Consider the following 23,574-nt stretch of genomic DNA (forward strand, 5'->3'; position numbering starts at 1 on the left):
TCCCCACAAGAACGCAGAACGCACACCAAGCCACAAGGAGGATGACGATGACCAAGGGACGACTGATCGCCAGCCTGATCGCAGTCGCTGGAACGCTGTCATGCGGGCCGGCGCTGGCCGACAACTACCCCGCCAAGCCGCTCAAGCTGATCATTCCGTTTCCGCCGGGCGGCACGACGGACATCGTGGGGCGCGGTGTGGCCGATCAGCTTTCCAAGGTGCTGGGCCAGGCCGTGGTGGTGGAAAACAAGGGCGGCGGCGGCGGTTCGATCGGCGCCGATGCCATCGCCAAGGCTGTGCCGGATGGCTACACGATCGGCATCGCCACGGTCTCCACGCATGCCGTCAACCCGGCGTGCAACCCGAAGCTTTCGTACGACCCGCTCAAGGATTTCAAGCCGATCACCAACCTGGCCACCGTGGCCAACGTGATTGCGGTCAATCCGACCTTTCCGGCCAAGAACTACAAGGAATTTGTCGCAGCGCTGACGGCGAACCCCGGCAAATATTCATTCGCAACATCAGGCACCTGCGGTATCGGCCACATGCTGGGCGAAGAGTTCAAGGTGCTGACCAAAACGCAGATGGTCCATGTGCCATACCGCGGCGCCGGACCTGCGCTGAACGACGTGCTGGCCAACCAGGTGCCGATCATGGTCGACAACCTGCCCTCGTCCATGCAGTTCATCAAGGGTGGCAAGTTGCGGCCGATCGTGGTGGCGTGGAATAAGCGCATCGATAGCCTGCCGGACGTGCCCACCTTTGCCGAAGTCGGCCTGAAGGACGCAAATGACCCGGCGTGGTACGGACTCGTCGCGCCGGCCGGCACGCCGGACGACATCATCCGCAAGCTCAACGAAGCTTCGGTCAAGGCGCTGAAAGATCCGGGCCTGGTCGATCGATTCCGCGGTGCCGGTGCCGAGCCCGTCGGCAATACGCCTCAGCAATATACGGCCGAGATCAAGCGCGAATTCGACAAGATGCGCACGCTGGTCAAGCAGCAGAACATCAAGCTGGATCAGTAGCGCTGCCCGCCCAGGGGCCTGTGCTAGATTCGCAGGATTGTTTTTTGCGCCGGCCCCTGTCATGCCATCCCCTTTCGACGCCGTTCTGGAAGCGCCCTTCGGCAAGCTGGGCGTGCGCGTGGCCGACGGCGCCCTGCGTGAACTCGTTTACCTGCCCGATAGCACGCCCATCGTCGATTCATCAGACGTGTTGATCGCCAGGCTGGCCCGCCAGCTCGACGCGTACTACAGCGACCCACGCGCAAGTTTCGATATCCCGCTCGCGCCCGCCGGCACCGATTTCCAGCACCGAGTGTGGCGAGCCATCAGCGCCATCCCGTGCGGCAGCGTCATCACCTACGGCACCATCGCGCACCAGATCGGCAGCGTGCCGCGCGCGGTGGGCCAGGCATGCGGCGATAACTGGTTCCCGATCCTCATCCCTTGCCACCGCGTGGTGAGCGCGTCGGGCATCGGCGGGTTTTCGCACCACACGGATGGCTACCTGCTGAACATCAAGCACTGGCTGCTGCGCCACGAAGGCGTGATGCTGATATGAGAAAGGCTGCACTGAAAGACGCCGAAGCCCCGGCCCTACCGCCGCAAAGCGCAGATGCCATCCAGCGCTTTTGCGACGCGCTGTGGCTGGAAGATGGCCTCGCTCGCAATACGCTCGATGCGTACCGGCGCGACCTGACGCTCTACGCGCACTGGCTGGCCGAGCGCAGCAAGTCCATCGCCGAAACCGAAGACGGCGACTTGGCCGATTACTTTGCCGCACGCCATGCCGAGAGCCGCGCATCGTCGGCCAACCGGCGCCGCACCGTGTTCAAGCGCTTCTTCCAGTGGGCGCTGCGCGAGCACGTTGTGAGCACCGATCCGTCGCGCCTGCTACCGACGGCCAAGCAACCGCCACGCTTTCCGAAGACGCTGTCCGAAACGCAAGTCGAAGCGCTCATCAACGCGCCGGATGTTGACACGCCGCTCGGCCTGCGCGACCGCGCGATGATCGAGCTGATGTATGCGAGCGGGCTGCGCGTGTCGGAAATCGTCGCGCTGAAAACGGTGGAAGTTGGCCTGAACGAAGGTGTGGTGCGCGTGGTTGGCGGCAAGGGTGGCAAGGATCGTCTGGTGCCGTTTGGCGCCGAAGCCGGCGACTGGCTGCGGCGTTATTTACGCGATGGCCGCACGGCGCTGCTCGGCGAGCGCACGGCGGACGCGCTGTTCGTCACCGCGCGCGGCGAAGGCATGACGCGCCAGGCCTTCTGGTATCTCATCAAGCGCTACGCGCTGCTCGCCGATATCCACGCGCCGCTGTCGCCGCACACGTTGCGGCACGCGTTTGCCACGCACCTGCTCAACCACGGCGCAGACTTGCGCGTGGTGCAGATGCTGCTCGGCCACGCGGATATTTCCACCACGCAGATCTACACCCACGTCGCGCGCGAGCGGCTGCGCACGCTGCACGCACAGCACCATCCGCGCGGATAGCGATCGTTCTTCCCTGCCCCGTATGAGCAAGTCCAAGCACGTTTCCGAGACGCCCGCCACGCAATACCTCAAGGCGCATGGCGTGGCCTTTACTGAACACACCTATGACTACGTCGACAAGGGCGGCACGACCGAGTCATCCCGCCAACTTGGCGTGGACGAGCACGCCGTCGTCAAGACGCTCGTCATGGAAGACGAGCACGCCAAGCCGCTGATCGTGCTGATGCACGGCGATTGCTCGGTCTCGACCAAGAACCTCGCGCGGCAGACCGGCCGCAAGAGCGTGCAGCCGTGCAAGCCCGAGGTTGCGCAGCGGCATAGCGGCTACCTCGTCGGCGGCACATCGCCGTTTGGCGTGCGTAAGGCGATGCCGGTGTATGTGGAGGCGAGCGTGCTGGAGCTGGAGCGCATCTATATCAACGGTGGACGGCGTGGCTTTCTGGTGAGCCTGGCGCCCAGCGCGCTGACGTCGGTACTGAACGCGCAGCCCGTCAATTGTGCAAACCCCGATTGAAACGGACGCCGCCGCTGGGGCACGCTTGCGGCCACGCTACAATCCCGCAGCCTGATTTCTCACATTCCATATGTCACCAGTCGTCGCAACCGTCCTTTTTGCCGTGGCCGCCTACCTGATCGGCTCGATTTCGTTTGCCGTGGTGGTGAGCCGCGCCATGGGTCTGGCAGACCCGCGCACCTACGGCTCGGGCAACCCCGGCGCCACCAACGTGCTGCGCTCGGGCAACAAGAAGGCGGCCATCCTCACGCTGCTCGGCGATGCGGCCAAGGGCTGGTTGGCGGTGTGGCTGGCGCTATTCCTGGCGCCGCGCTTTGGCGTAGATGAGACCGGCATCGCGCTGGTGGTGATCGCCGTGTTCCTGGGTCACCTGTATCCGGTGTTCCATCGCTTTGCGGGCGGCAAGGGCGTCGCCACGGCGGCGGGCATTCTGCTGGCGCTGAACGTGTGGCTCGGGCTGGCAACGCTGGCTACGTGGCTCATCATCGCCGTGTTCTTCCGTTATTCGTCGCTGGCGGCGCTGGTGTCGGCGGTGTTCGCACCGTTCTTCTACGTGCTGATGAACGGCTTCGACTGGATTGCCGGGGCGGTTGCGCTGATGGCGGTGCTGCTCATCGCACGCCACCGCGCCAATATCGCCAAGCTGCTGGCCGGCAAGGAAAGCCGTATCGGCGAGAAGAAAAAGGCCGCCTAATTTCGCAGCTCGGCGCGCACCGAGTGCGCGCGCCGATGTTCCCCCGGCGGCCGGCCCGTGTGCCGCCGGATCAACCGCCGGAAGGCGGACATGTCCTGATACCCGCACTGCTCGGCAATCGTCGTCAGGCTCAGCGTGCTGACTTCCAGAAGGTGGCACGCGCGCTCCACGCGCAGCCGGTGCAGCAATTGCAACGGCGACATCCCCACCGTTTTCGTGAAATGCCGCAACAGCGTCCGCTCGCTGGTGGAGGCGACGGCGGCAAGCTTCCCCAGATCAAACGGTTCGTGCAGATGCTGTTGCAGGTAACGGCGCGCGCGCAGCACGACGCTGTCGCGGATGGCCGGTTTGCTGCGCAGCCAGATGCCGATGGCCTCGCCGCGGGAGGGGTGGTCGAGCACCGTATTGCCCAGCGTGCGCGCAAGCCGCGCATCAGCCAGCCGCGCGACCACGCGATGCATGAGCGCCACGCCATGCTCCATCGCCCGCGCCGTGATGACGTTGCCGCTGCTGACGATGGCCTGCGCTGGCGCGGCTTTCAGATGCGGAAAGTAGCCCTGCACCCAACCTGCGATGAGCCATGTCACTGTCAACCGTTGGCCGGCGGGCAGCACGTCGGCCAGCATCGCCACACCCGTGAAGGATGACGCCACCAGCCGTCCTGCATCCAGGTAACGGCGGATCGTGGCGCGCTCCACTTCCAGCAACGCCAGACGCTGCTCCAGCGTGCCGATGTGATCGAAATGCAGCGGGGGAACGATCAACGCATCACCGAGGTGCGTGTTGTCTTCCGGTAGTGCGTCACAAGGACACGTGAGCGTTTCTGCCGCAGCCTGCCAACGGGCTGGGTCCCGCGCGATGAGGCGCCAGCCGAACACCGGCGTCTTGGCGGCATTGGCCCGCTTGCCGGTTTGCATGGAAGCCAGCGCATTGGCCACGCCGAGCGTGTCGGCAGCGATCGCCAGCGTGGAGAAAGCGGCGTCGGGAAAGGTCAGCAGGTCGATTGTTGGCATGCCCGAGTATAGGCGCCAGGGGCAATCTGCGTGGCGATATTGACCCCAACTCTGGCGGGAATACCTCTTCCGAATCTGAATCACCCGATTGACGATGCGACGGTGGCTGCGCACAGACGCAACCGCCCATAACAACACCGACATCAGGAGACAACGCACGATGCAGCAATTCATGCAGGGATTCGCACTGCGCGGCACGCTCGCCATGGCCGCGCTTGCGGCGCTGGCCGGCTGCGCCAGCACAGACAGCGGCTGGGTCACGCCTTCGGACACCGGCCTTTCGGCCGAAATCAGCCGCACCCGCTTCGGCATTCCGCACGTCCGCGCCAACGATTACGCCAGCCTCGGCTTCGGCATGGCCTATGCCTATGCGCAGGACAACGTGTGCCTGCTCGCCGATCAGGTCGTCACCGTCAACGGCGAGCGCTCGAAGACATTCGGGCCGGACGGCACCGTCGTGGTGTCGTTCAAGCCGGTGCCAAACACGCAAGCCGACGCCTTCTTCAAAAGCGCGTTTGACGAAGCCGGCCTGCGCGCTGGCTATGCACAGATGTCGCCTGAAGCGCGCGAGCTGCTGCGCGGCTACATCGCGGGTTACAACCGCTATCTGAAAGACACGCCGGCCGCCAACCGCCCGGCGGCCTGCCGCAATGCCGACTGGGTGCGCCCCCTCACGATGGCCGACATGATGTTGATGGGCGAAGAAAAGGCCATCCAGGCCAGCGCAGGCGCCATGCTGGCGAGCATCGTCGCTGCGCAGCCGCCGGGCGGCGCGCCTGCCTCCGCTGTCATTCCACCGCATGCCGTCGACACCGCCGCACTCGACCGCGACCTGCAACTGCGCGACATGCCGATCGGCTCCAACGGTTGGGCCTTCGGCAAGGCCGCCACCGATAACGGCCGCGGCGTGCTGCTCGGCAACCCGCACTTTCCCTGGACGACCACCAACCGCTTCTACCAAGTCCACCTGACGGTGCCCGGGAAGCTGGATGTAATGGGCGCGTCGATTGCCGCGTTCCCCGTCGTCAGCATCGGCTTCAACAAAGACGTGGCATGGACGCACACCGTTTCCACCGGCCGCCGCTTCACGCTGTTCGAACTGAAGCTTGCCGAGGGCGACCCGACCACCTACCTGATCGACGGCAAGCCGCACAAGATGACCACGCGCACGGTGGCCTTTGACGTGAAGCTGCCGGACGGCCGCATCGAACATCGGACCCACACTTTCTACAACACGGTGTACGGCCCCGTGCTGTCGATGCCTGCCGGCGGCATGCCATGGACCACGCAGAAGGCCTACACGCTGCGCGACGTCAATCGCAACAACACGCGCTCAATCGATACGTGGCTGCATATCGCGCAGGCCAAGGACGTGGCCGGCATCCGGCAGGCCATCAGCAACCTCGGCATTCCCTGGGTGAACACGATTGCCACCGACCGCAACGGCCGTGCGCTGTTTGCCGACGTGTCGACCACGCCGGATGTCTCGGCTGAAGCGCTCAAGCGTTGCGCGCCGTCTCCGCTGGCCGACAAGCTCTTCAAGGGCGCGGGATTGGTGCTGCTCGACGGCTCACGCAGTGCGTGCAACTGGCAGGTCGATCCGGCATCGCCGGTGCCAGGCCTGGTGGCACCCGCACGCATGCCGGTGCTGGAGCGCGATGACTACGTCGCCAACAGCAACGACAGCTCGTGGCTGAGCAATCCGGCGCAGAAACTGACGGGTTTCTCGCCGGTGATGGGCTCGACCGACGTGCCGCAACGCCTGCGCACCCGCATCGGCCTCATCGAAATCGAGCGCCGCCTCGCCGGCACCGACGGACTGCCCGGCAACAAGGTCAACCTGCCGAACCTGCAGGCGATGATCTTCCGCGACGCCAACCTCGCCGGCCACCTCGTGCGCGACGATCTGCTGGCCGCCTGCAAAGCCACGGCCAACCTCGATGCCGATGTGCGCGACGGCTGCGCTGCCCTTGCGCAATGGAACCTCACGGACAACGTCGACGCTCGCGCTGCACACCTGTTCCGCGAGTTCTGGATGCGCGCCAAGGACATCCCGCATGTCTACGCGGTCGACTTCAACCCGGCTGATCCGATCCACACACCGCGCAACCTGCGCATGAGCGATGCAACCGTGCGCACGGCCGTGTTCAAAGCGTTGAAGGATGCCGTGGGCGCCGTCCGCACGGCCGGCTTTGCGCTGGACGCACCGCTGGGCACGGTTCAGGCGGCACACGCGCCGGGCGGCGACATCGCCCTGCACGGCGGCGAGGAGTACGAAGGCGTGCTGAACAAGCTGCAAAGCACGCCGATCGGACCGAAGGGCTTGCAGGTGTATTTCGGCACGAGCTACATCCAGACTGTCACGTTCGACGATCAGGGGCCGGTTGCCGATGCGCTTCTGACCTACGGTGAATCGACCGATCCGGCATCGCCGCATGCGTTCGACCAGATGCGCGAGTTCTCTGCGAAGCGCTGGAACCGGCTGCCGTTCTCGGAAGCCGCCATCGCCGCGGATCCGGCACTGAAGGTGACCAAGCTGTCGCAGTGAAGTTTTGCCACCGCAAATGCAAACGCCCCGCTCGTGCGGGGCGTTTTGCTTGCGAGCGCGACGCGCTCAGTCGCGGAAGTTATTGAAATCCAGCGGCGTGTCGCTCACGTCCTTGCGCAGCATGGCGATCACGCTTTGCAGGTCATCCCGCTTGGCGCCGGTCACACGCACCGCATCGCCCTGAATGCTTGCCTGCACCTTGATCTTGCTGTCCTTGATCGTCTTGACGATCTTCTTGGCCAAGTCGCCAGAGACGCCCTTCTTGATCTTGACGACCTGCTTCATCTTGTCGCCGCCGATCTTCTGCTTGTCTTGATAGTCAAGGAAGCGCACGTCGACGTTGCGCTTGGCGAGCTTGTTCATCAGCACATCGTTCACCTGGCCGATCTTGAAATCGTCATCGGCAAACAAGGTCAGTTCCTGCTCCTTGTGCTCGACCCGGGAGTCCGAGCCCTTGAAGTCGAATCGCGTCGAAATCTCTTTGTTGGCCTGTTCCACGGCGTTCTTCACTTCCACCATGTTGGCTTCGCATACCACGTCAAACGACGGCATCGTGTTCTCCTTGCAGACTTGAATTCGGGTTGCTGCGGCGCTTCTTTGCGGGTGCCGCGTGCGCCATGGCTTCTATAATCTCGGCTTTCCCAGCAGATTTGGCGCCATGGCGTTGCTCGACACGCATTATCCCCTAGGCCAGCACAACACGTTCCGTTTTGAGGCCACTGCCCGCTACGCCGCGCACGTGCGCACGCCGGAAGACATTCCCGCGGCGCTGGCCGACCCGCGCGTGCAGGGCCTGCCTGTGCTGGTGCTGGGTGGTGGCAGCAACGTCGTGCTCACGCGCGATTTCGAAGGCCTCGTGCTGCTGATGGAGATTCCGGGCATCGCCGCCGGCCGAAGCACGGTCGATGGCCGCGAAGTCCACACCGTCACCGCAGGCGGCGGCGAATCGTGGCACGGCCTGGTGGCTCACACCGTCTCTCATGGCTTGCCTGGGCTGGAAAACCTCGCGCTGATTCCCGGTACGGTGGGCGCGGCGCCCATCCAGAACATCGGCGCATACGGCGTCGAGATCAAGGACCGCTTCCACTCCCTGCGCGCATACGACCGCCACGCCGGCGAGTTCGTCACCCTTACCGCCGCCGATTGCGCCTTTGGCTACCGCGACAGCGTCTTCAAACGCGCCGGTGCCGATCGCTACATCATCACCGAGGTCACCTTCGCCCTGCCAGTCGACTGGCAGCCCGACATGCACTACGCCGAACTCGCACGCGAGCTGGCCGCGCAAAACATCGCGAGCCCGACGGCGCAGGACATCTTCGATGCGGTGGTCACCATCCGCCGCCGCAAGCTGCCCGACCCGGCGGAGATCGGCAACGCGGGCAGCTTCTTCAAGAACCCCATCGTCGATGCCGCCACGCGCGATGCGCTGGTTGCGCGCTTCCCGAATCTGGTCGGGTATGCGCAGCCGGACGGCACTTACAAGCTCGCCGCCGGCTGGTTAATCGATCAATGCGGCTTCAAGGGCCGGCAGAGCGGCGCGGTGGGCGTGTATGAAAAGCAGGCGCTGGTGCTGGTGCACCGTGGCGGCGGTAGCGCGGTCCAGTTGATGACGCTGGCGCGTGAGATCCAGGACGCGGTTCAAGCGCGCTTTGGCGTGCGCATCGAACCCGAACCCGTGGTGGTGTGAACGACCCGGCGGACGTGCTTCTTGAGCACCTTGCGCCACATCCCGCGAGGCCTGACCTCAGGCAACCCTCGCCTGACGTACCCGCGGTCGACCCAATGGCCTAAAATGGCTGGTTTGACCCTACGACTTCCCTTTTCGCGTTCCATTTCATGACCACCGAAACCTTTGACGGCGTCCGCCTGACCACCAAGGCCAATGTGTACTTTGACGGAAAGTGCGTCAGCCACAGCTTTACCCTGCCCGACGGCACCAAGAAGTCCGTGGGGGTGGTGCTGCCGGCCACGCTGACCTTCGGCACGGCCGCCGCCGAGATCATGGAGTGCGTGGGCGGTTCGTGCGAATACAAGCTCGACGGCACCGATGAGTGGAAGACGTCCGCCGCCGGCGAAAGCTTCCAGGTTCCGGCCAACTCGAAGTTCGACATTCGGGTGACCGAGGCCTACCACTACATCTGCCACTATGCCTAAGCGCGCCTAAGCGCCAGCAGCGATCATCTGAAGAGAAAGAGTATGGAAACCATCCTGCAACACGTTCCCGTCGGCCAGAAAGTCGGCATTGCCTTCTCGGGCGGTCTCGACACCAGCGCCGCGCTGCGCTGGATGAAGAACAAAGGCGCTCTGCCCTACGCCTACACCGCCAATCTCGGCCAGCCCGACGAAGAAGACTACGATGCCATCCCGCGCAAGGCCATGGAGTACGGTGCAGAGAAGGCCCGCCTGATCGAGTGCCGCCCGCAACTGGCCAATGAAGGGATTGCCGCCATCCAGGCCGGCGCCTTCCACATCAGCACCGGCGGCATCACGTACTTCAACACCACGCCGCTGGGCCGCGCCGTGACCGGCACCATGCTGGTCGCCGCCATGAAGGAAGACGACGTCAACATCTGGGGCGACGGCTCGACCTTCAAGGGCAACGACATCGAGCGTTTCTACCGCTACGGCCTGCTGACCAACCCGGCACTGAAGATCTACAAGCCGTGGCTGGACCAGGCCTTCATCGACGAGCTGGGCGGCCGCGCCGAAATGTCGGCCTTCATGACCAAGGAAGGTTTCGGCTACAAGATGAGCGCCGAAAAGGCCTACTCGACGGACAGCAACATGCTGGGCGCCACGCACGAGGCCAAGGATCTGGAGCACCTGAACAGCGGCATCCGCATCGTCAACCCGATCATGGGCGTGGCGTTCTGGAAGCCGGAAGTCGAGGTCAAGGCGGAAGAAGTGTCGGTCACCTTCGACGAAGGCCGTCCGGTCGCCGTCAACGGCCGCGAAATCGCCGACCCGGTGGAGATGTTCCTGGAGCTGAATCGCATCGGCGGCCGCCACGGCCTGGGCATGAGCGACCAGATCGAAAACCGCATCATCGAAGCCAAGAGCCGCGGCATCTACGAAGCCCCGGGCATGGCGCTGCTGCACATCGCCTACGAACGCCTGGTGACCGGCATCCACAACGAAGACACCATCGAGCAGTACCGCATCAACGGCCTGCGCCTCGGCCGTCTGCTGTACCAAGGCCGCTGGTTCGACCCGCAAGCGATCATGCTGCGCGAAACTGCCCAGCGCTGGGTCGCTCGCGCTGTGACCGGCACCGTCACGCTGGAACTGCGTCGCGGCAACGACTACTCGATCCTGAACACCGAATCGCCGAACCTGACCTACGCACCTGAGCGTCTGTCGATGGAGAAGGTCGAAGACGCACCGTTCAGCCCCGCCGACCGCATCGGCCAACTGACCATGCGCAACCTGGACCTGATGGACACGCGCGACAAGCTGGCCATCTATTCGAAGGCTGGCCTGCTGTCGCTGGGTACCGCCAACGCACTGCCCCAGCTCGACGGCGGCAAGAAGTAACTACCTGCCGCGTCAAAGCAAAAAGGCCGCTCCGACGTCAATCGGAGCGGCCTTTTTCATGACTGCAGACTTGGGCTGCTGGGCTCAATAGCGCCCGCAGAGCAGGTATTCCATCAGCGCCTTCTGCACGTGCAGGCGGTTTTCCGCCTCATCCCACACGACGCTTTGCTTACCGTCGATGACGGCTGCCTCGACTTCCTCGCCGCGGTGCGCGGGCAGGCAGTGCATGAACAGCGCATCGGGTTGCGCGCGCTGCATCATCGCCTCGGTGACCATCCAGTCGCCAAAGGCTTTCTTGCGCGCTTCGTTCTCGGCTTCGTAGCCCATGCTGGTCCACACGTCGGTGGTCACCAGATGCGCGCCATCGCAGGCTTCGAGCGGGCTTTCGAACACGTGCACAAACGGCAAAGCGGAATCGGCCACCATGGCCGGATCAAGCTGATAGCCCTTCGGTGCAGAAAAATGGAAGCGGAAACCCAGAATCTCAGCCGCCTGGATCCACGTGTACGCCATGTTGTTGGCATCGCCCACCCACGTGACGGTCTTGCCCTTGATGGGGCCCCGCTGCTCGATGAAGGTGAAGATGTCGGCCAGCACCTGGCACGGGTGGTATTCGTTGGTCAGCCCGTTGATGACAGGCACGCGCGAATGCGCGGCAAACCGTTCGATGATCTCCTGCCCGAAGGTGCGGATCATGATGATGTCGGTCATACGCGAGATGACCTGCGCGGCGTCTTCGATCGGCTCACCGCGCCCCAGTTGGGAATCGCGCGTGTTCAGGAAGACCGCGTGGCCGCCAAGCTGGTGAATGCCAGCTTCGAACGACAGGCGCGTACGCGTGGAATTCTTCTCGAAGATCATGGCCAGCGTGCGGTCGTGCAGCGGGTGCCACGTCTCGTAGTTCTTGAACTTGGCCTTGAGGATCGCGGAACGGTCCAGCAGGTATTCGTACTCTTCCAGCGAAAAGTCCTTGAACTGCAGGTAGTGCTTGATCGAGCTTGGTGGGTTCATAAAACAACGAAGGCGGCCTGCAGATGACGCACCGGGAACATCCCGTGACACGTCGCCCTAGCCGCCTTGCCTGTTGAAGATTCAGTCCATCATACGGGATCGCCACCCATTTGGCGAGTTTCGCGCCTGCGCGGGCGGCTACCATAAAGGCCCTGGTGAAAGGCCGATGAAAGTCTTATATAAGATATAATACTGGCTGCCTCGGATGCTCCAACCGTCCGCAAACCGGCACAACGAGCCGGCCCGTCCGGTTCACGAATCGGCAACCAGGCAGGCGCATCATCCGCACCACAAGTGCACCCCGCTCGAACGTTGCAGCACCCGCACGGTCGAAGTCGTTTGCAAATCTCCACAGCCCCACGCAGTCCATGGCAGCCAACCCCCGCCAATTCTTTATCCAGGGCGTCACCCGCGACGGAAAGACCTTCCGCCCGAGCGACTGGGCCGATCGGCTGTGCGGTGTGATGGCGCAGTTCCGACCCGCCGGTGATTCCGGAGACCCCCGCTTCACCTACTCCCCCTATGTGCGCCCGGTCATGTCGGGCGGCATCCGCAGCGTGTTCGTCGACGAGCGCCTGCGTGACATCGAACCCAAGGCCCTGGATTTCGTGCTGAACTTCGCGCACGACAACAATCTGCAGCTCGTGGAAGCCTGCATCCTGCCCGAAGGCGGCACGCCCGCGAAAGCCTGATCCCCTAAGAACGCCGCTCCACTCGGCGCCTCGCACATTGGGAGCGCGCAGAATGCAAAAAGCCCGCCTAAAGACGGGCTTTTTTATCGTCGGAGCGCGACGTTGCGTGTCGCACCATGCCGGCTAGGCCGGCATCACCCGAACTTAGGCAGCCATTGCCTTGATGGCAGCGGACAGACGCGACTTGGCGCGTGCAGCCTTGTTCTTGTGGACGATCTTCTTGTCAGCGATGCTGTCGATCGTGCTTTGGGCGGTCTTGAATGCAGCAGCGGCAGCAGTCTTGTCGCCAGCGGCCACAGCCTTGCGGACGCCCTTGATTGCGGTACGCAGACGCGAGCGCAGAGCCGAGTTGTGAGCGTTCTGAACGACGGCTTGGCGTGCGCGCTTGCGTGCTTGTGCGGTGTTTGCCATGGAAAAATCCCTGAAGAAACGGTAGCAAGCGCCCCGGGAGACACGGAAGGCCGAAGCGCGCAAATTGGTGAAAGACGGCAATTATACGCAGACTTCCGCGCCCAACGCAAACCCTGTTGTGAAATCGCCCGGATGACGGCAGTTTGCGGCTTTTGCGGCACTTTTGGGCGCATGACGAGCCGGTCCCTATAATACGGCCGCAATTGTGCCCTCCGGTCACGTCAGTCACGCCGGGCGCGAACCCCGCATGGCGCCATCGGTCAGACCGCCATCGCCGTGTTTGCCTCCCAGACGGCGCCCAACCAAGCATTCATCTTGAATCTCCTCAAAACACTCGCCACGATCAGCGGCCTGACGATGCTCTCGCGCATCACGGGGCTCATTCGCGAGACGCTGATCGCCCGTGCCTTTGGTGCATCGGTGTACACCGATGCCTTCAACGTCGCCTTCCGCATCCCGAACCTGCTACGCCGGCTTTCGGCGGAGGGCGCGTTCTCCCAAGCGTTCGTGCCGATCCTGGGCGAATTCAAGAATCGCCAAGGGGAAACCGAAACACGCGCATTGGTCGACTCGGTGGCCACGGTGATGACGTGGTTCCTGGTGGTCATCTCGGCGCTGGGCGTGATCGGTGCCCCGTTGATCGTCACCGCTGTCGCGACGGGCTTCAAGGCGCACGAGAACCAAGCCTATATCTCGGCGATCTTCATGACGCGCGTGATGTTTCCGTACATCGGGCTCGTGTCGTTGGTGGCGCTGGCGTCGGGCATTCTGAATACGTGGCGGCAATTTGCGGTGCCCGCTTTCACGCCGGTGTTGCTGAACCTGTCGTTCATCGTGGCCGCGGTGTTTGTGGCGCCATATCTTGAAACGCCCATCTACGCGCAGGCCTATGCGGTGGTGGTGGGCGGCATCCTGCAGTTGGCCATTCAGTTTCCATCATTGCGCCGCGTAGGCATGCTGCCGCGCGTGTCATTCAATGTGCGACAAGCGTGGCACCACCCGGGCGTGCGGCGCGTGCTTAAGCAGATGCTGCCGGCCACGCTGTCGGTGTCGGTCGCGCAGATCAGCCTGATCATCAACACCAACATTGCATCGCGCCTGCCAACGGGCAGCGTGTCGTGGCTGAACTACGCAGACCGGCTGATGGAATTCCCGACCGCACTGCTGGGTGTGGCGCTCGGGACGATCCTGCTGCCAAGCCTGTCGAAGGCAAGCGCCGACAACAACCGTGAAGAGTACTCGTCGCTGCTCGACTGGGGCCTGCGGCTGACGGTGCTGCTCGCAGTGCCGTCGGCGGTGGGGCTGTTCGTGTTTGGCGCGCCACTCACGGCCACGCTGTTTCACTACGGCAAATTCACCGGCATGGACGTCGAGATGACACGCCAGGCGCTGACGTCGTACGGCGTGGGGCTGGTCGGGCTGATCGTCATCAAGATCCTGGCGCCGGGCTTCTATGCGCGGCAGGACATCCGCACGCCGGTGAAGATCGCGCTGGTGGTGCTCGTGGCGACGCAGCTGTCCAACTATATCTTCGTGCCGATTTTCGGCCATGCGGGGCTGGCACTGTCGATCAGCTTTGGCGCGACGATCAATGCGGCGCTGCTGTTCTTCGGCCTGCGTCGTCGCGGCTATTACCACCCGCTGCCGGGCTGGGGTCTGTTCATCGCGCAGGTGATGTCGGCCGTACTGCTGCTGGCGGGCGTGCTGCTGTGGCTTGCGCACAATTTTGATTGGGTGGGATTGGGTGCCAAGCCGCTCGTGCGCATCGCGCTGCTGGGGGCAAGCCTGGTCCTGTGCGCGGTGGTCTATTTCGGTACACTGTGGCTCACCGGATTGAAGTTTTCCACGTTCCGAAAAAAGGCCATCTGATGACCACTAAAGTCCTCGATTATTTTTCGGCCCTGGTCGCGGACGACGACAGCATCCCACTCACAGAAACCGCCCTGTCAATTGCGCAGGACGCGTATCCGGATCTGGACCTGCAGGCAGAGTTGGCCGCCATCGACGTGCTCGTCGCGCGGATCAAGAACCGCATCGCCGACGGCACGCCGGCCATCCAGCGCCTGCGCCTGCTCAATCAGTTTTTCTATCGCGAGCTGGGCTTTGGGCCCAATGCAAACGATTACTACGATCCCGAGAATTCCTATCTGAATACCGTGCTGCAAGGCCGGCGCGGCATTCCGATCTCGTTGGCGGTGCTGCTGATGGAGATCGGCCAGCAGATTGGCCTGCCCCTCAAGGGCGTGTCTTTTCCGAACCACTTCCTGGTGCGCATGAGCATTCCTGCAGGCGAGGTCGTGCTCGATCCGCTGACGGGTCAGACGTTGTCGAAGGAAGAGTTGCAGGACATGCTCGACCCGTACCTCGAGAAGGAAGGCATCGAAGACCCGAACTCGGTGCCGCTCGGGGTGTTCCTGCAGGTGGCCACGCACCGCGAGATCATCGCGCGCATGCTGCGCAATCTGAAGGCGATCTATCTGCAGGAGTCGCGCTGGCAACGCCTGCTGGCGGTGCAGCAGCGCTTGGTGATTCTGCTGCCCGATTCGATCGAGGAGGTGCGCGACCGTGGGTTGGCCTACGCCAACCTGGAATGCTTCCGACCCGCGCTGGAAGACCTGGAAGCCTACGTGGACGCGCGGCCAGATGCAGCCGACACGGCCAAGCTCAAGGAGCGCATGCCAACGCTGCGCGCCATGAGCAAGAACCTGAACTGACGCTTACTTCTGCGCGACGGCGCCGCGGCGGCGCTTGAGCAACTTCCACAGCCCGCCCAGCATCAGCGGCACAATCGCCGCACCCAGACCGATCAGCACAATGGTGTTCAGGTGCTCGCGGATGATCGGCACGTTACCGAACAGGTCGCCGGTCAGCACCAACAAGCCGACCCACAGCACGGCGCCGATCATATTGAACAGCTGGAATTTGGCGAACGTCATCTTCGACACGCCCGCCACGAACGGCGCGAACGTACGCACCACCGGAATGAAGCGTGCCATTACCAGCATTTTGCCGCCATGGCGCTCGTAGAAGGCGTGTGTCCTAAGCAGCGCTTGGTGATCAAGGAAGCGGATGTGACCGTCGAATACCTTGGGCCCGATCCATGAACCGACGAAGTAGTTAACGGTATTGCCCGTTACCGCGGCAGTCACCAGCAGCACGATGAGCAGCCAGGCGTCCATCTGGCCCGTGGCGCACATCGCGCCAGCAATGAAGAGCAGCGTGTCGCCCGGCAGGAATGGCAGCACCACCAAGCCGGTCTCGGCAAAGACGATGGCGAACAGCAGCACGTAGACCCACGCGCCGTACTGCTGAATGAGCAGTCCCAACGATTTGTCGACATGCAGAACGATGTCGACCAGTTGCATCACGATATCCAAACCAACCCCCGATTGAGCAGCGGGGAATGATACCGGATGTCAATTAATTTTCCCCTTGCGCTTGCCGGGCTTGCGTCGGTGCGCCGCACAGGGCGTGACATTTATAATGCCGCGATGACTTCCGCCTCGACTTCCCGCCGCCCCATCCGCCCGCTTCCCGACCAGCTGATCAGCCAGATCGCGGCCGGCGAGGTGGTCGAACGGCCGGCATCCGTGGTCAAGGAGCTGCTGGAAAACGCGCTGGATGCCGGCGCCACGCAGCTCCAGATCAAGCTGGAGGAAGGCGGCGTGCGGCGCATTGCCATCACCGACAACGGCGGCGGCATTCCGGCGGGCGAACTGCCCGTCGCGCTGATGCGGCATGCGACCAGCAAGATCGGCTCGCTGGAAGAGCTGGAATCGGTGGCGACGCTGGGGTTTCGAGGCGAGGCGCTGGCCTCGATTGCCTCGGTGGCGGAACTGACGCTCACGTCGCGCACAGCAAACGACGCTCACGCCACGCAAATCATTGCGCAAACCGGGCGAGCGCAGCCGGCTTCGGGCGGCGTCGGCACCACGGTTGATGTGCAGCATCTGTACTTCAACACGCCGGCGCGCCGCAAATTCCTCAAGACCGAGCAGACCGAGCTGGGCCACTGCATGGAGGTCATCCGCCGCACCGCGCTAGCGCGGCCCGACGTGGCCATCTCCGTGCATCACAACGGGAAACCGCTGGAGCATTGGAACGCCACGCAGGCAGACTCGCGCACCGCCGCCGTACTCGGTACCGAATTCGCCCGTGCGCGATTGCCCTTCGAAGAATCTGCCGGCGAACTGCGTTTGTTTGGCTTTGCCGGCCTGCCGACCGCCTCGCGCGGCCGGGCTGATCATCAGTTCTTCTACGTCAACGGCCGATTCGTGCGCGACCGCCTGCTCACGCACGCCGTGCGCAGCGCCTATGAAGACGTGCTGCACGGCGACCGTTTCCCCGCCTACGTGCTCTGCCTGGAGTTGCCGCCCGAAGCGGTGGACGTGAACGTGCATCCATCCAAGATCGAGGTGCGCTTCCGCGACAGCCGCGCGGTGCACCAGTTTGTCTATCACGCGGTACAACGCGCGCTGTCCCGCCACGCCGGCGAACAGGGCGACAGTCTGCGCACCGACATCGCCGATGCGCCCGAGATTGCTGGGGTCACGACGACGCCCTCGCCCGCCGACAACACCACGCGTTGGATCAACCAGATGGCCGCGCGGCAGACGTCGCTCGGCATTGCGCAACCGCGTGCGGAATACCTGTCGATGATGCGCGGCGATAGCGCGCCCATGCCGGCGAGCCGCCCCGCGTGGATGACCGATGTGCCGAGCGCCGCAACGTTATTCGACGGCGGCACCACGACTGTCCAAGCGCTCGCCGCCGTTGCAGAACCGCCCGCTGCGCAACACGCCGATGACGAGGATGCTCATCCGCTGGGCTTTGCCGTGGCTCAGTTGCACGGCATCTACGTGCTGGCGCAGAACACGCGCGGCATGGTGCTCGTCGACATGCATGCCGCGCACGAGCGCATCCTCTACGAACAGCTCAAGGCGGCGCTCGAAACCAAGCGCGTCGAAGTGCAGCCGCTGCTGATTCCGGTCACGTTTGCCGCAAGCCCGGTGGAGATCGGCACCGCAGAGGAATTCCGCGACACGCTTACGCTGCTCGGCTTCGATATCTCTGCCGTGTCACCCACGACGCTGGCCGTGCGATCGGTGCCAACGCTGCTGCAGAAGGCCGATGCCCAGGCACTCGCACGCGACGTGCTGCGCGATCTTCACGCCTACGGCGGCTCGCGCGTGCTGGCCGAACGTCAGAACGAGCTGCTCGCCACGCTGGCGTGCCACTCTGCAGTGCGCGCCAACCGCCGCCTGAACCTGGACGAGATGAACGCACTGCTGCGCCAGATGGAAGCCACCGAACGCGCCGACCAATGCAACCACGGCCGCCCGACGTGGATCCAGTTGACCGTGGCTGACCTGGATCGCCTGTTCCTGCGCGGCCAGTAACCGATGACCGCATCTGCTGCAAGCGCACCGCGCGCGATTTGCCTGCTGGGGCCCACGGCGTCCGGCAAGACCGCCGCCGCATTGAAGCTGGCCGAGCGCTGGCCGGTCGAGATCATCAGCATGGATTCCGCGCTGGTGTATCGCGGCATGGACATCGGCACGGCCAAGCCCAGTGCCGAAGAACAGGCCATCGCGCCGCATCACCTGATCGACATCATTGATCCGCTCGATGCGTATTCCGCCGCGCAGTTTGCCAATGATGCGAGCGCGCTGATCGACGCCATCCGCGCACGCGGCCGGCTGCCGCTGATCGTCGGCGGCACGATGCTGTACTACAAGGCGCTCACGCAAGGCCTCTCCGATTTGCCCGGCGCCGATCCTGCCATCCGCGCGGAAATCGATGCCGAAGCGACGCGCGATGGCTGGCCGGCGCTGCACGCGAAGCTCGCACTGGTCGATCCGGTGACGGCTGCGCGATTGCACGCGACCGATTCGCAGCGCATCCAACGTGCGCTCGAACTGTATCGGCTGACCGGTCAGCCGATGTCTGCCCTGCTCGCCCGCGAGGCTGGCGCGAATGCGTTCCAGCAGCACGATGCAGCGGCGCCGTATCTGACGATCGCGCTGGAGCCCTCCGACCGCCTCGTTCTGCATGCGCGCATCGCGCAGCGCTTTGATGCGATGCTCGCCGGCGGCCTGCTCGACGAGGTGGAGCGCTTGCGCCGCCGGGGCGATCTTTCGCCCACGCTGCCGTCCATCCGCTGCGTGGGGTATCGCCAAGCGTGGGCTTACCTCGAAGGCGAAATCAACATGGCGACGCTGCGCGAGCAAGGCATCGCAGCCACGCGCCAACTCTGCAAGCGCCAGATCACGTGGCTGCGCAGCACGCCCGAGCGGCACGTGGTCGATTGCCTCGCGCCCGATTACGTCGACCAGGTCGCGCGCCTGGTCCAAACCTCACTGGAATCGCAATCACCATGACCGTCACCACAGCGACCCGCTTCACGCTGCGCCCTGCCACACCGGATGACTGCGCCTCGCTCGTGCGCCTGATCTCTGCGCTGGCCGAGTACGAAAAGCTCACGCACCTCGTGCAGACCACGCCTGACGCGCTGGCGACGATGCTGTTCGGGCCGCGCCCGTATTGCGAGGCGGTGCTGGCGGAAGTCGACGGCCGCGCCGTGGGCTTTGCTCTGTTCTTCCACAACTTCTCGACCTTCCTGTGCAAGCCGGGCCTGTATCTGGAAGACCTGTTCGTGGAGCCCGAATACCGCGGCCTGGGCATCGGCAAGGCACTCCTGATCCACCTCGCGCGTCTAGCGCAAGAGCGGGACTGTGGCCGCTTCGAATGGAGCGTGCTCGATTGGAACGCGCCCTCCATCGCTTTCTACGAAGCCATGGGCGCGGATGTGCTGCCCGAGTGGCGCATCTGCCGCGCCACCGGCGACGCGCTGACCAAGCTGGCCGCCACGACCATGCCCGCCAGCCTGGCCGCACAGGCCTGAATTTGACCGCAAGCTCCGGAGTGCCGCGCGCACTCCCGTGAGCGTAGGCTTGGCATATTGAATCTCCGAAAGGAGCGCATATGCCGCCTTCCACTGCCGCCGCGCATGTCAGCGCGGGGCGCCATCCCAATTTTGATGACATCGACTGGCATGCCGTTGAGGACGCCCTCAATGAGGTCGGCAGCGCCGTGTTGCCCAGCCTGCTCACGCATGACGCGTGCGACGCCCTGGCCGCGCTGTATCCGCAGGATCGCCTGTACCGCTCGCGCGTGGTGATGGAGCGCCATGGCTTCGGGCGCGGTGAATACCAATACTTCGCGTATCCGCTGCCGGACCTGGTCGCGCAGTTGCGCACGTCGCTCTACCCGCCACTGGCGACCATCGCCAACCGCTGGAACCAAGTCATGGACATCGACGTGCGCTATCCAGCCAAGCACGCCGATTTCCTGCGCCGCTGTCACGAAGCCGGCCAGTTGCGCCCCACGCCGCTGATCCTGCAGTACGGCCCCGGCGACTACAACTGCCTGCACCAAGACCTCTATGGCGAGCACGTCTTCCCGCTGCAGGTGGCCATCCTGCTGTCCGAACCCGGTGTCGATTTCACCGGCGGCGAGTTCGTCATGACGGAGCAGCGCCCTCGGATGCAATCGCGGCCCGAGGTGGTGCCACTGCGCAAAGGCGATGCAGTGGTCTTTGCGGTGCACCATCGCCCCGTACAAGGCACGCGCGGCACGTACCGCGTGAACATGCGCCACGGCGTGAGCCGCCTGCGCTCGGGCCAGCGGCATACTGTGGGCATCATCTTCCACGACGCGCTATAGCCAGCTCACCATGACGACCGGGGACCTGTTTGCCGACCACGCACCCGCTGACGACGCGCGCATCGCGCTCGGCGAGGCGGCCTTTGTGTTCCGTGGCTTTGCGCTGGCGGATGCGCCGGCCCTGCTCGCTGCGGTACACACCATCGCACAGCAGGCAGTGTTCCGTCACATGGTCACGCCGGGCGGCTTCGAAATGTCGGTCGCGCTCACCAACAGCGGCACGCTGGGCTGGACCTCAGACCGCCGCGGCTACCGTTATTCCACGCTCGACCCGCTCACGGGAGCCGCGTGGCCGCCGCTGCCCGATATGTTCCTGCGCCTGGCGCGTAACGCCGCCGCTGAAGCGGGCTTCCCCACCTTCACGCCAGACGCCTGCCTCATCAACCGCTATGTGCCTGGCGCCCGCATGTCGCTGCACCAGGACAAGGACGAACAGGATTACGGCGCGCCCATCGTCTCCGTGTCGCTTGGCATGCCGGCGGTCTTCCTGTTTGGCGGACATCGCCGCGCAGACAAGGCGCAGCGCATTCCCCTTTTTCACGGCGATGTCGTCGTCTGGGGTGGCCCGGATCGCCTGCGCTATCACGGCGTTGCGCCGCTCAAAGACCACCCGCATACGCTGCTGGGCAGCCAGCGCATCAACCTCACGTTCCGCAAAGCCGGCTGACCGGCAAATCAGCGCATGACCATTGCCGCAGACCTGTCCGAAAGCGCCTACCGGCAAGCCGCAACATTCCTGGCCACGCTGGACGAAGACTGGGCCCGCCATATTGCCGCCATCGGCCCCTGCCGCCACACCGCCAAGCCTGCGCGCGAACCTTATGAAGCGCTGATCCGCGCGATCGCCTATCAACAGTTGCACGCCAAGGCCGGTGACGCCATCCTCGGACGTTTCCTCGCGCTGTATCCGGCCGCCGCTTTTCCCGCACCGCAGCAGGTGCTCGCCACAGACGAGGCAGCGCTGCGCGCCTGCGGTTTCTCTGCGACCAAACTGGCGACCATTCGCGGCATTGCACAAGCCGCCCTCGACGGCGTCGTGCCCACGCGCGAACACGCGCAGACCATGTCAGACGAAGCGCTCATCGATCGGCTGGTGACCCTGCGCGGGGTTGGCCGATGGACGGTCGAAATGCTGCTGATCTACACGCTGGAGCGCTCCGACATCCTGCCTGCGGATGATTTCGGCGTACGCGACGGTTATCGCCGCCTGAAGCGCCTCGAGTCCACACCCACGCGCAACCAGATGGAAAAGCTCGGCCTCGCATGGAGCCCATATCGAACCGTCGCGGCCTGGTATTTGTGGCGGGTGCCTGCCAACGCTTCACGCTCGTGAACGCATAGGACGGGTGACGCGAACGAGGCATCGAATTTGACCGCAAGACCCGGAGTGCCCGGCCAGACGGACGTACCTACAGTACAGTCATCGCAGTCCACTGGATGACGCCATGCAAACCTCCGCCCGCACCGTACCGGACACCACCCTCGTTGCACACGACCCGCGCTGGGCTCGCGTGCTGGCGCGCGACCCCTCTGCCGACGGGCAATTCGTCTATGCGGTGAAGACCACCGGCGTGTATTGCCAGCCGAGCAGCCCGTCGCGCCTGCCGCGCCCGGAAAACGTCGAATTCTTCGACACGCCGGCCGACGCTGAAGCCGCCGGTTATCGCCCGAGCCGCCGCGCCGCGCCGGATCAGACCACCGTGCGCGCGCAGCAAACCGCGCTTGTCGCACAGGCCTGCCGCCGCATCGAAGCAGCCGACACGCCGCCCACGCTCGACGCGCTCGCGCAAGACGCCGGGCTGAGCCCGTATCACTTCCATCGCCTGTTCAAGAGCGTCACGGGCCTCACGCCCAAGGGTTACGCCGATGCGCATCGTGCCCGCAAGCTGCGCGCGCAGCTGGAGCGCGGCAGCACCGTCACCGAGGCCATCTACGACGCCGGGTTCAACGCCAGCAGCCGCTTCTACGAGGCGTCCGACAACGTGCTCGGCATGACGGCCAGCCGCTACCGCGCAGGCGGCGCACAGACGACGATCCGCTTCGCGGTGGGCGAATGCTCACTTGGTTCGATCCTGGTGGCGCAGAGCGATCGCGGCATCTGCGCGATCCTGATGGGCGACGATCCCGACGCCCTTGTGCGCGATCTGCAAGACACGTTCCGGAAGGCCGAATTCATCGGTGGCGACGCGGGCTTCGAAGACCTCGTGGCTCGGGTGGTGGGGCTGATCGAAGCGCCATCCATCGGGCTGGAGCTGCCGTTGGATGTGCGCGGCACCGCGTTCCAGGAGCGCGTGTGGCAAGCGCTGCGTGAAGTGCCGCCGGGCAGCACCACAAGCTACGCCGAGATTGCCGCGCGCATCGGCGCGCCCAAGGCGGTGCGCGCGGTGGCGCAGGCCTGCGCGGCCAATCACATTGCGGTGGCCATCCCGTGCCACCGCGTGATCCGCCGGGACGGCAACACCTCGGGCTATCGCTGGGGCGTGGAACGCAAGTTGGCGCTACTGGAACGCGAGGCGCAATCCGCCGCATGAAACCACGTGAGAACGTGGACCCTCATCGGCGCCAGCGGCCAGCCCTATGAGAGCGCCGTGCCCGGCACGCTGGGCGGGCATCGGCGCGCGCGCATCTATGGCCGGCTCGATTGCGCAGCAGCACGCCGGGCCATCGAGCGCGGCGGTTATGTGCGCCACCGCGTGTTCTTCCTCAACGAAGCCGACGCGCGTGCCGCTGGCTACCGGCCCTGCGCGGTGTGCATGCCCCAGGCGTATGCGGCATGGAAACGATCGGTCAGTTCCGGGTAAAGTCGTGGGCTGAACATCGCCGACACGCTCCGCACATCATGACCAAACCCCTGCTGCTTGCCGCGTTCACCGCTCTCGCGCTGGCGGGCTGTGGCCGCTCCGACGACGCACACAAGCCTGCCGCGCCCGCCCCGGC

Annotated in this window: 25 protein-coding genes; 20 read left to right on the top strand and 5 right to left on the bottom strand. The window is 64.5% G+C overall.

The features are described 5' to 3' along the window. Positions 1 to 47: 47 nt before the first annotated feature. The 5 genes from ACCD03_RS20715 (at position 48) to plsY (ending at position 3,703) form a co-directional block, all read left to right on the top strand. Positions 48 to 1,025 carry a tripartite tricarboxylate transporter substrate binding protein BugE gene (locus tag ACCD03_RS20715; protein WP_413412740.1) on the top strand — a complete coding sequence of 326 codons (978 nt, stop codon included), beginning with the start codon at positions 48 to 50 and terminating at the stop codon, positions 1,023 to 1,025. Between the two features lie 61 nt (positions 1,026 to 1,086). After that, positions 1,087 to 1,563, top strand: a complete 477-nt coding sequence (locus ACCD03_RS20720) for a methylated-DNA--[protein]-cysteine S-methyltransferase (protein ID WP_413412741.1) — start codon at positions 1,087 to 1,089, stop codon at positions 1,561 to 1,563. Further along, positions 1,560 to 2,495, top strand: a complete 936-nt coding sequence (gene xerD / locus ACCD03_RS20725) for a site-specific tyrosine recombinase XerD (RefSeq protein ID WP_045202701.1) — start codon at positions 1,560 to 1,562, stop codon at positions 2,493 to 2,495. Before ACCD03_RS20720 ends, xerD begins: the two co-directional genes overlap by 4 nt. A gap of 22 nt (positions 2,496 to 2,517) precedes the next feature. Then, on the top strand, positions 2,518 to 3,009 hold the full coding sequence (ybaK, locus tag ACCD03_RS20730) for a Cys-tRNA(Pro) deacylase (RefSeq protein WP_413412742.1): 492 nt from the start codon (positions 2,518 to 2,520) through the stop codon (positions 3,007 to 3,009). Positions 3,010 to 3,079: 70 nt separating this feature from the next. Continuing rightward, positions 3,080 to 3,703, top strand: a complete 624-nt coding sequence (gene plsY, locus ACCD03_RS20735) for a glycerol-3-phosphate 1-O-acyltransferase PlsY (RefSeq protein WP_232040875.1) — start codon at positions 3,080 to 3,082, stop codon at positions 3,701 to 3,703. On the opposite strand, the gene ACCD03_RS20740 is transcribed toward plsY, so the two are convergent. Then, complete coding sequence (locus ACCD03_RS20740) at positions 3,700 to 4,716, bottom strand: GlxA family transcriptional regulator (protein WP_413412743.1); 1,017 nt, start codon at positions 4,714 to 4,716, stop codon at positions 3,700 to 3,702. The two genes, plsY and ACCD03_RS20740, sit on opposite strands and share 4 nt — an antisense overlap. Positions 4,717 to 4,876: 160 nt before the next feature. Here ACCD03_RS20740 and ACCD03_RS20745 point away from each other — a divergent pair, with 160 nt between their 5' ends. Continuing rightward, positions 4,877 to 7,264 carry an acylase gene (locus ACCD03_RS20745; RefSeq protein WP_413412744.1) on the top strand — a complete coding sequence of 796 codons (2,388 nt, stop codon included), beginning with the start codon at positions 4,877 to 4,879 and terminating at the stop codon, positions 7,262 to 7,264. A 66-nt stretch (positions 7,265 to 7,330) separates the two neighbouring features. Here ACCD03_RS20745 and ACCD03_RS20750 read toward each other — a convergent pair whose 3' ends face one another. Then, positions 7,331 to 7,816 (bottom strand): YajQ family cyclic di-GMP-binding protein, encoded by a 486-nt coding sequence (locus tag ACCD03_RS20750; protein WP_009241389.1) that lies wholly within the window; start codon positions 7,814 to 7,816, stop codon positions 7,331 to 7,333. Positions 7,817 to 7,922: 106 nt separating this feature from the next. Between ACCD03_RS20750 and murB the strand changes: the two genes are divergently transcribed. The 3 genes from murB to argG all read left to right on the top strand — a co-directional run bounded on the left by murB (position 7,923) and on the right by argG (position 10,798). Beyond that, complete coding sequence (murB, locus tag ACCD03_RS20755; protein WP_325650759.1) at positions 7,923 to 8,951, top strand: UDP-N-acetylmuramate dehydrogenase; 1,029 nt, start codon at positions 7,923 to 7,925, stop codon at positions 8,949 to 8,951. Between the two features lie 149 nt (positions 8,952 to 9,100). Then, complete coding sequence (locus ACCD03_RS20760) at positions 9,101 to 9,418, top strand: pyrimidine/purine nucleoside phosphorylase (RefSeq protein ID WP_253538825.1); 318 nt, start codon at positions 9,101 to 9,103, stop codon at positions 9,416 to 9,418. 42 nt (positions 9,419 to 9,460) lie between these two features. Then, complete coding sequence (argG, locus tag ACCD03_RS20765; protein WP_045202694.1) at positions 9,461 to 10,798, top strand: argininosuccinate synthase; 1,338 nt, start codon at positions 9,461 to 9,463, stop codon at positions 10,796 to 10,798. Positions 10,799 to 10,882: 84 nt separating this feature from the next. Here the strand turns inward: argG and argF are convergent, their stop codons facing one another. Then, the gene (argF, locus tag ACCD03_RS20770; RefSeq protein ID WP_024974875.1) at positions 10,883 to 11,809 is read right to left on the bottom strand and encodes an ornithine carbamoyltransferase; all 927 of its coding nucleotides are present in this window, start codon (positions 11,807 to 11,809) and stop codon (positions 10,883 to 10,885) included. A gap of 368 nt (positions 11,810 to 12,177) precedes the next feature. Between argF and ACCD03_RS20775 the strand changes: the two genes are divergently transcribed. Continuing rightward, complete coding sequence (locus tag ACCD03_RS20775; RefSeq protein ID WP_232040882.1) at positions 12,178 to 12,501, top strand: DUF3579 domain-containing protein; 324 nt, start codon at positions 12,178 to 12,180, stop codon at positions 12,499 to 12,501. 144 nt (positions 12,502 to 12,645) lie between these two features. Here the strand turns inward: ACCD03_RS20775 and rpsT are convergent, their stop codons facing one another. After that, entirely contained in the window at positions 12,646 to 12,912 is a 267-nt protein-coding gene (rpsT, locus tag ACCD03_RS20780; RefSeq protein WP_004631753.1) for a 30S ribosomal protein S20, read from the bottom strand. Positions 12,913 to 13,227: 315 nt separating this feature from the next. On the opposite strand from rpsT, the gene murJ reads away from it, so the two are divergent. Together murJ and ACCD03_RS20790 are read left to right on the top strand one after the other, a co-directional pair. Next, positions 13,228 to 14,781 carry a murein biosynthesis integral membrane protein MurJ gene (gene murJ / locus ACCD03_RS20785; protein ID WP_325650765.1) on the top strand — a complete coding sequence of 518 codons (1,554 nt, stop codon included), beginning with the start codon at positions 13,228 to 13,230 and terminating at the stop codon, positions 14,779 to 14,781. Continuing rightward, positions 14,781 to 15,626, top strand: a complete 846-nt coding sequence (locus ACCD03_RS20790) for a SirB1 family protein (protein WP_325650767.1) — start codon at positions 14,781 to 14,783, stop codon at positions 15,624 to 15,626. Before murJ ends, ACCD03_RS20790 begins: the two co-directional genes overlap by 1 nt. A 3-nt stretch (positions 15,627 to 15,629) precedes the next feature. On the opposite strand, the gene ACCD03_RS20795 is transcribed toward ACCD03_RS20790, so the two are convergent. Beyond that, positions 15,630 to 16,277: a VTT domain-containing protein gene (locus tag ACCD03_RS20795; protein ID WP_037031467.1), complete on the bottom strand. Its 648-nt coding sequence runs from the start codon at positions 16,275 to 16,277 to the stop codon at positions 15,630 to 15,632. Positions 16,278 to 16,403: 126 nt separating this feature from the next. Between ACCD03_RS20795 and mutL the strand changes: the two genes are divergently transcribed. The 8 genes from mutL to ACCD03_RS20835 all read left to right on the top strand — a co-directional run bounded on the left by mutL (position 16,404) and on the right by ACCD03_RS20835 (position 23,438). Beyond that, positions 16,404 to 18,311, top strand: coding sequence for a DNA mismatch repair endonuclease MutL (gene mutL / locus ACCD03_RS20800; protein ID WP_413412745.1), 1,908 nt, complete (start codon positions 16,404 to 16,406; stop codon positions 18,309 to 18,311). Positions 18,312 to 18,314: 3 nt separating this feature from the next. Next, positions 18,315 to 19,292, top strand: coding sequence for a tRNA (adenosine(37)-N6)-dimethylallyltransferase MiaA (gene miaA / locus ACCD03_RS20805; RefSeq protein WP_413412746.1), 978 nt, complete (start codon positions 18,315 to 18,317; stop codon positions 19,290 to 19,292). Beyond that, on the top strand, positions 19,289 to 19,816 hold the full coding sequence (locus tag ACCD03_RS20810; protein WP_253538835.1) for a GNAT family N-acetyltransferase: 528 nt from the start codon (positions 19,289 to 19,291) through the stop codon (positions 19,814 to 19,816). Before miaA ends, ACCD03_RS20810 begins: the two co-directional genes overlap by 4 nt. Positions 19,817 to 19,896: 80 nt before the next feature. Then, positions 19,897 to 20,637 carry a 2OG-Fe(II) oxygenase gene (locus ACCD03_RS20815; protein ID WP_253538838.1) on the top strand — a complete coding sequence of 247 codons (741 nt, stop codon included), beginning with the start codon at positions 19,897 to 19,899 and terminating at the stop codon, positions 20,635 to 20,637. A gap of 10 nt (positions 20,638 to 20,647) precedes the next feature. Continuing rightward, positions 20,648 to 21,304 carry a DNA oxidative demethylase AlkB gene (alkB, locus tag ACCD03_RS20820; protein WP_413412747.1) on the top strand — a complete coding sequence of 219 codons (657 nt, stop codon included), beginning with the start codon at positions 20,648 to 20,650 and terminating at the stop codon, positions 21,302 to 21,304. A 15-nt stretch (positions 21,305 to 21,319) separates the two neighbouring features. Next, positions 21,320 to 21,970 (top strand): DNA-3-methyladenine glycosylase, encoded by a 651-nt coding sequence (locus ACCD03_RS20825; protein ID WP_325650780.1) that lies wholly within the window; start codon positions 21,320 to 21,322, stop codon positions 21,968 to 21,970. A gap of 112 nt (positions 21,971 to 22,082) precedes the next feature. Continuing rightward, positions 22,083 to 23,168 carry a bifunctional DNA-binding transcriptional regulator/O6-methylguanine-DNA methyltransferase Ada gene (gene ada / locus ACCD03_RS20830; protein WP_325650782.1) on the top strand — a complete coding sequence of 362 codons (1,086 nt, stop codon included), beginning with the start codon at positions 22,083 to 22,085 and terminating at the stop codon, positions 23,166 to 23,168. 6 nt (positions 23,169 to 23,174) lie between these two features. Beyond that, a complete protein-coding gene (locus ACCD03_RS20835) occupies positions 23,175 to 23,438 on the top strand; it encodes an Ada metal-binding domain-containing protein (protein ID WP_316671424.1) in 264 nt (87 codons plus the stop codon). The last annotated feature ends 136 nt before the right edge of the window (positions 23,439 to 23,574 follow it).

Source organism: Ralstonia sp. Ralssp135 (genome assembly GCF_047304345.1).
Classification (GTDB): domain Bacteria; phylum Pseudomonadota; class Gammaproteobacteria; order Burkholderiales; family Burkholderiaceae; genus Ralstonia; species Ralstonia chuxiongensis.

Coding starts and splice junctions, on each gene's coding strand:
- ACCD03_RS20740 (WP_413412743.1), bottom strand. CDS start 4,716: ATGCCAACAATCGACCTGCTGACCTTTCCCGACGCCGCTTTCTCCACG.
- ACCD03_RS20715 (WP_413412740.1), top strand. CDS start 48: ATGACCAAGGGACGACTGATCGCCAGCCTGATCGCAGTCGCTGGAACG.
- ACCD03_RS20790 (WP_325650767.1), top strand. CDS start 14,781: ATGACCACTAAAGTCCTCGATTATTTTTCGGCCCTGGTCGCGGACGAC.
- rpsT (WP_004631753.1), bottom strand. CDS start 12,912: ATGGCAAACACCGCACAAGCACGCAAGCGCGCACGCCAAGCCGTCGTT.
- mutL (WP_413412745.1), top strand. CDS start 16,404: ATGACTTCCGCCTCGACTTCCCGCCGCCCCATCCGCCCGCTTCCCGAC.
- argF (WP_024974875.1), bottom strand. CDS start 11,809: ATGAACCCACCAAGCTCGATCAAGCACTACCTGCAGTTCAAGGACTTT.
- ACCD03_RS20810 (WP_253538835.1), top strand. CDS start 19,289: ATGACCGTCACCACAGCGACCCGCTTCACGCTGCGCCCTGCCACACCG.
- ACCD03_RS20795 (WP_037031467.1), bottom strand. CDS start 16,277: ATGCAACTGGTCGACATCGTTCTGCATGTCGACAAATCGTTGGGACTG.
- xerD (WP_045202701.1), top strand. CDS start 1,560: ATGAGAAAGGCTGCACTGAAAGACGCCGAAGCCCCGGCCCTACCGCCG.
- ACCD03_RS20750 (WP_009241389.1), bottom strand. CDS start 7,816: ATGCCGTCGTTTGACGTGGTATGCGAAGCCAACATGGTGGAAGTGAAG.
- ACCD03_RS20775 (WP_232040882.1), top strand. CDS start 12,178: ATGGCAGCCAACCCCCGCCAATTCTTTATCCAGGGCGTCACCCGCGAC.
- miaA (WP_413412746.1), top strand. CDS start 18,315: ATGACCGCATCTGCTGCAAGCGCACCGCGCGCGATTTGCCTGCTGGGG.
- ACCD03_RS20745 (WP_413412744.1), top strand. CDS start 4,877: ATGCAGCAATTCATGCAGGGATTCGCACTGCGCGGCACGCTCGCCATG.
- alkB (WP_413412747.1), top strand. CDS start 20,648: ATGACGACCGGGGACCTGTTTGCCGACCACGCACCCGCTGACGACGCG.
- ACCD03_RS20760 (WP_253538825.1), top strand. CDS start 9,101: ATGACCACCGAAACCTTTGACGGCGTCCGCCTGACCACCAAGGCCAAT.
- ada (WP_325650782.1), top strand. CDS start 22,083: ATGCAAACCTCCGCCCGCACCGTACCGGACACCACCCTCGTTGCACAC.
- murB (WP_325650759.1), top strand. CDS start 7,923: ATGGCGTTGCTCGACACGCATTATCCCCTAGGCCAGCACAACACGTTC.
- ACCD03_RS20825 (WP_325650780.1), top strand. CDS start 21,320: ATGACCATTGCCGCAGACCTGTCCGAAAGCGCCTACCGGCAAGCCGCA.
- ACCD03_RS20815 (WP_253538838.1), top strand. CDS start 19,897: ATGCCGCCTTCCACTGCCGCCGCGCATGTCAGCGCGGGGCGCCATCCC.
- ACCD03_RS20720 (WP_413412741.1), top strand. CDS start 1,087: ATGCCATCCCCTTTCGACGCCGTTCTGGAAGCGCCCTTCGGCAAGCTG.
- plsY (WP_232040875.1), top strand. CDS start 3,080: ATGTCACCAGTCGTCGCAACCGTCCTTTTTGCCGTGGCCGCCTACCTG.
- ybaK (WP_413412742.1), top strand. CDS start 2,518: ATGAGCAAGTCCAAGCACGTTTCCGAGACGCCCGCCACGCAATACCTC.
- argG (WP_045202694.1), top strand. CDS start 9,461: ATGGAAACCATCCTGCAACACGTTCCCGTCGGCCAGAAAGTCGGCATT.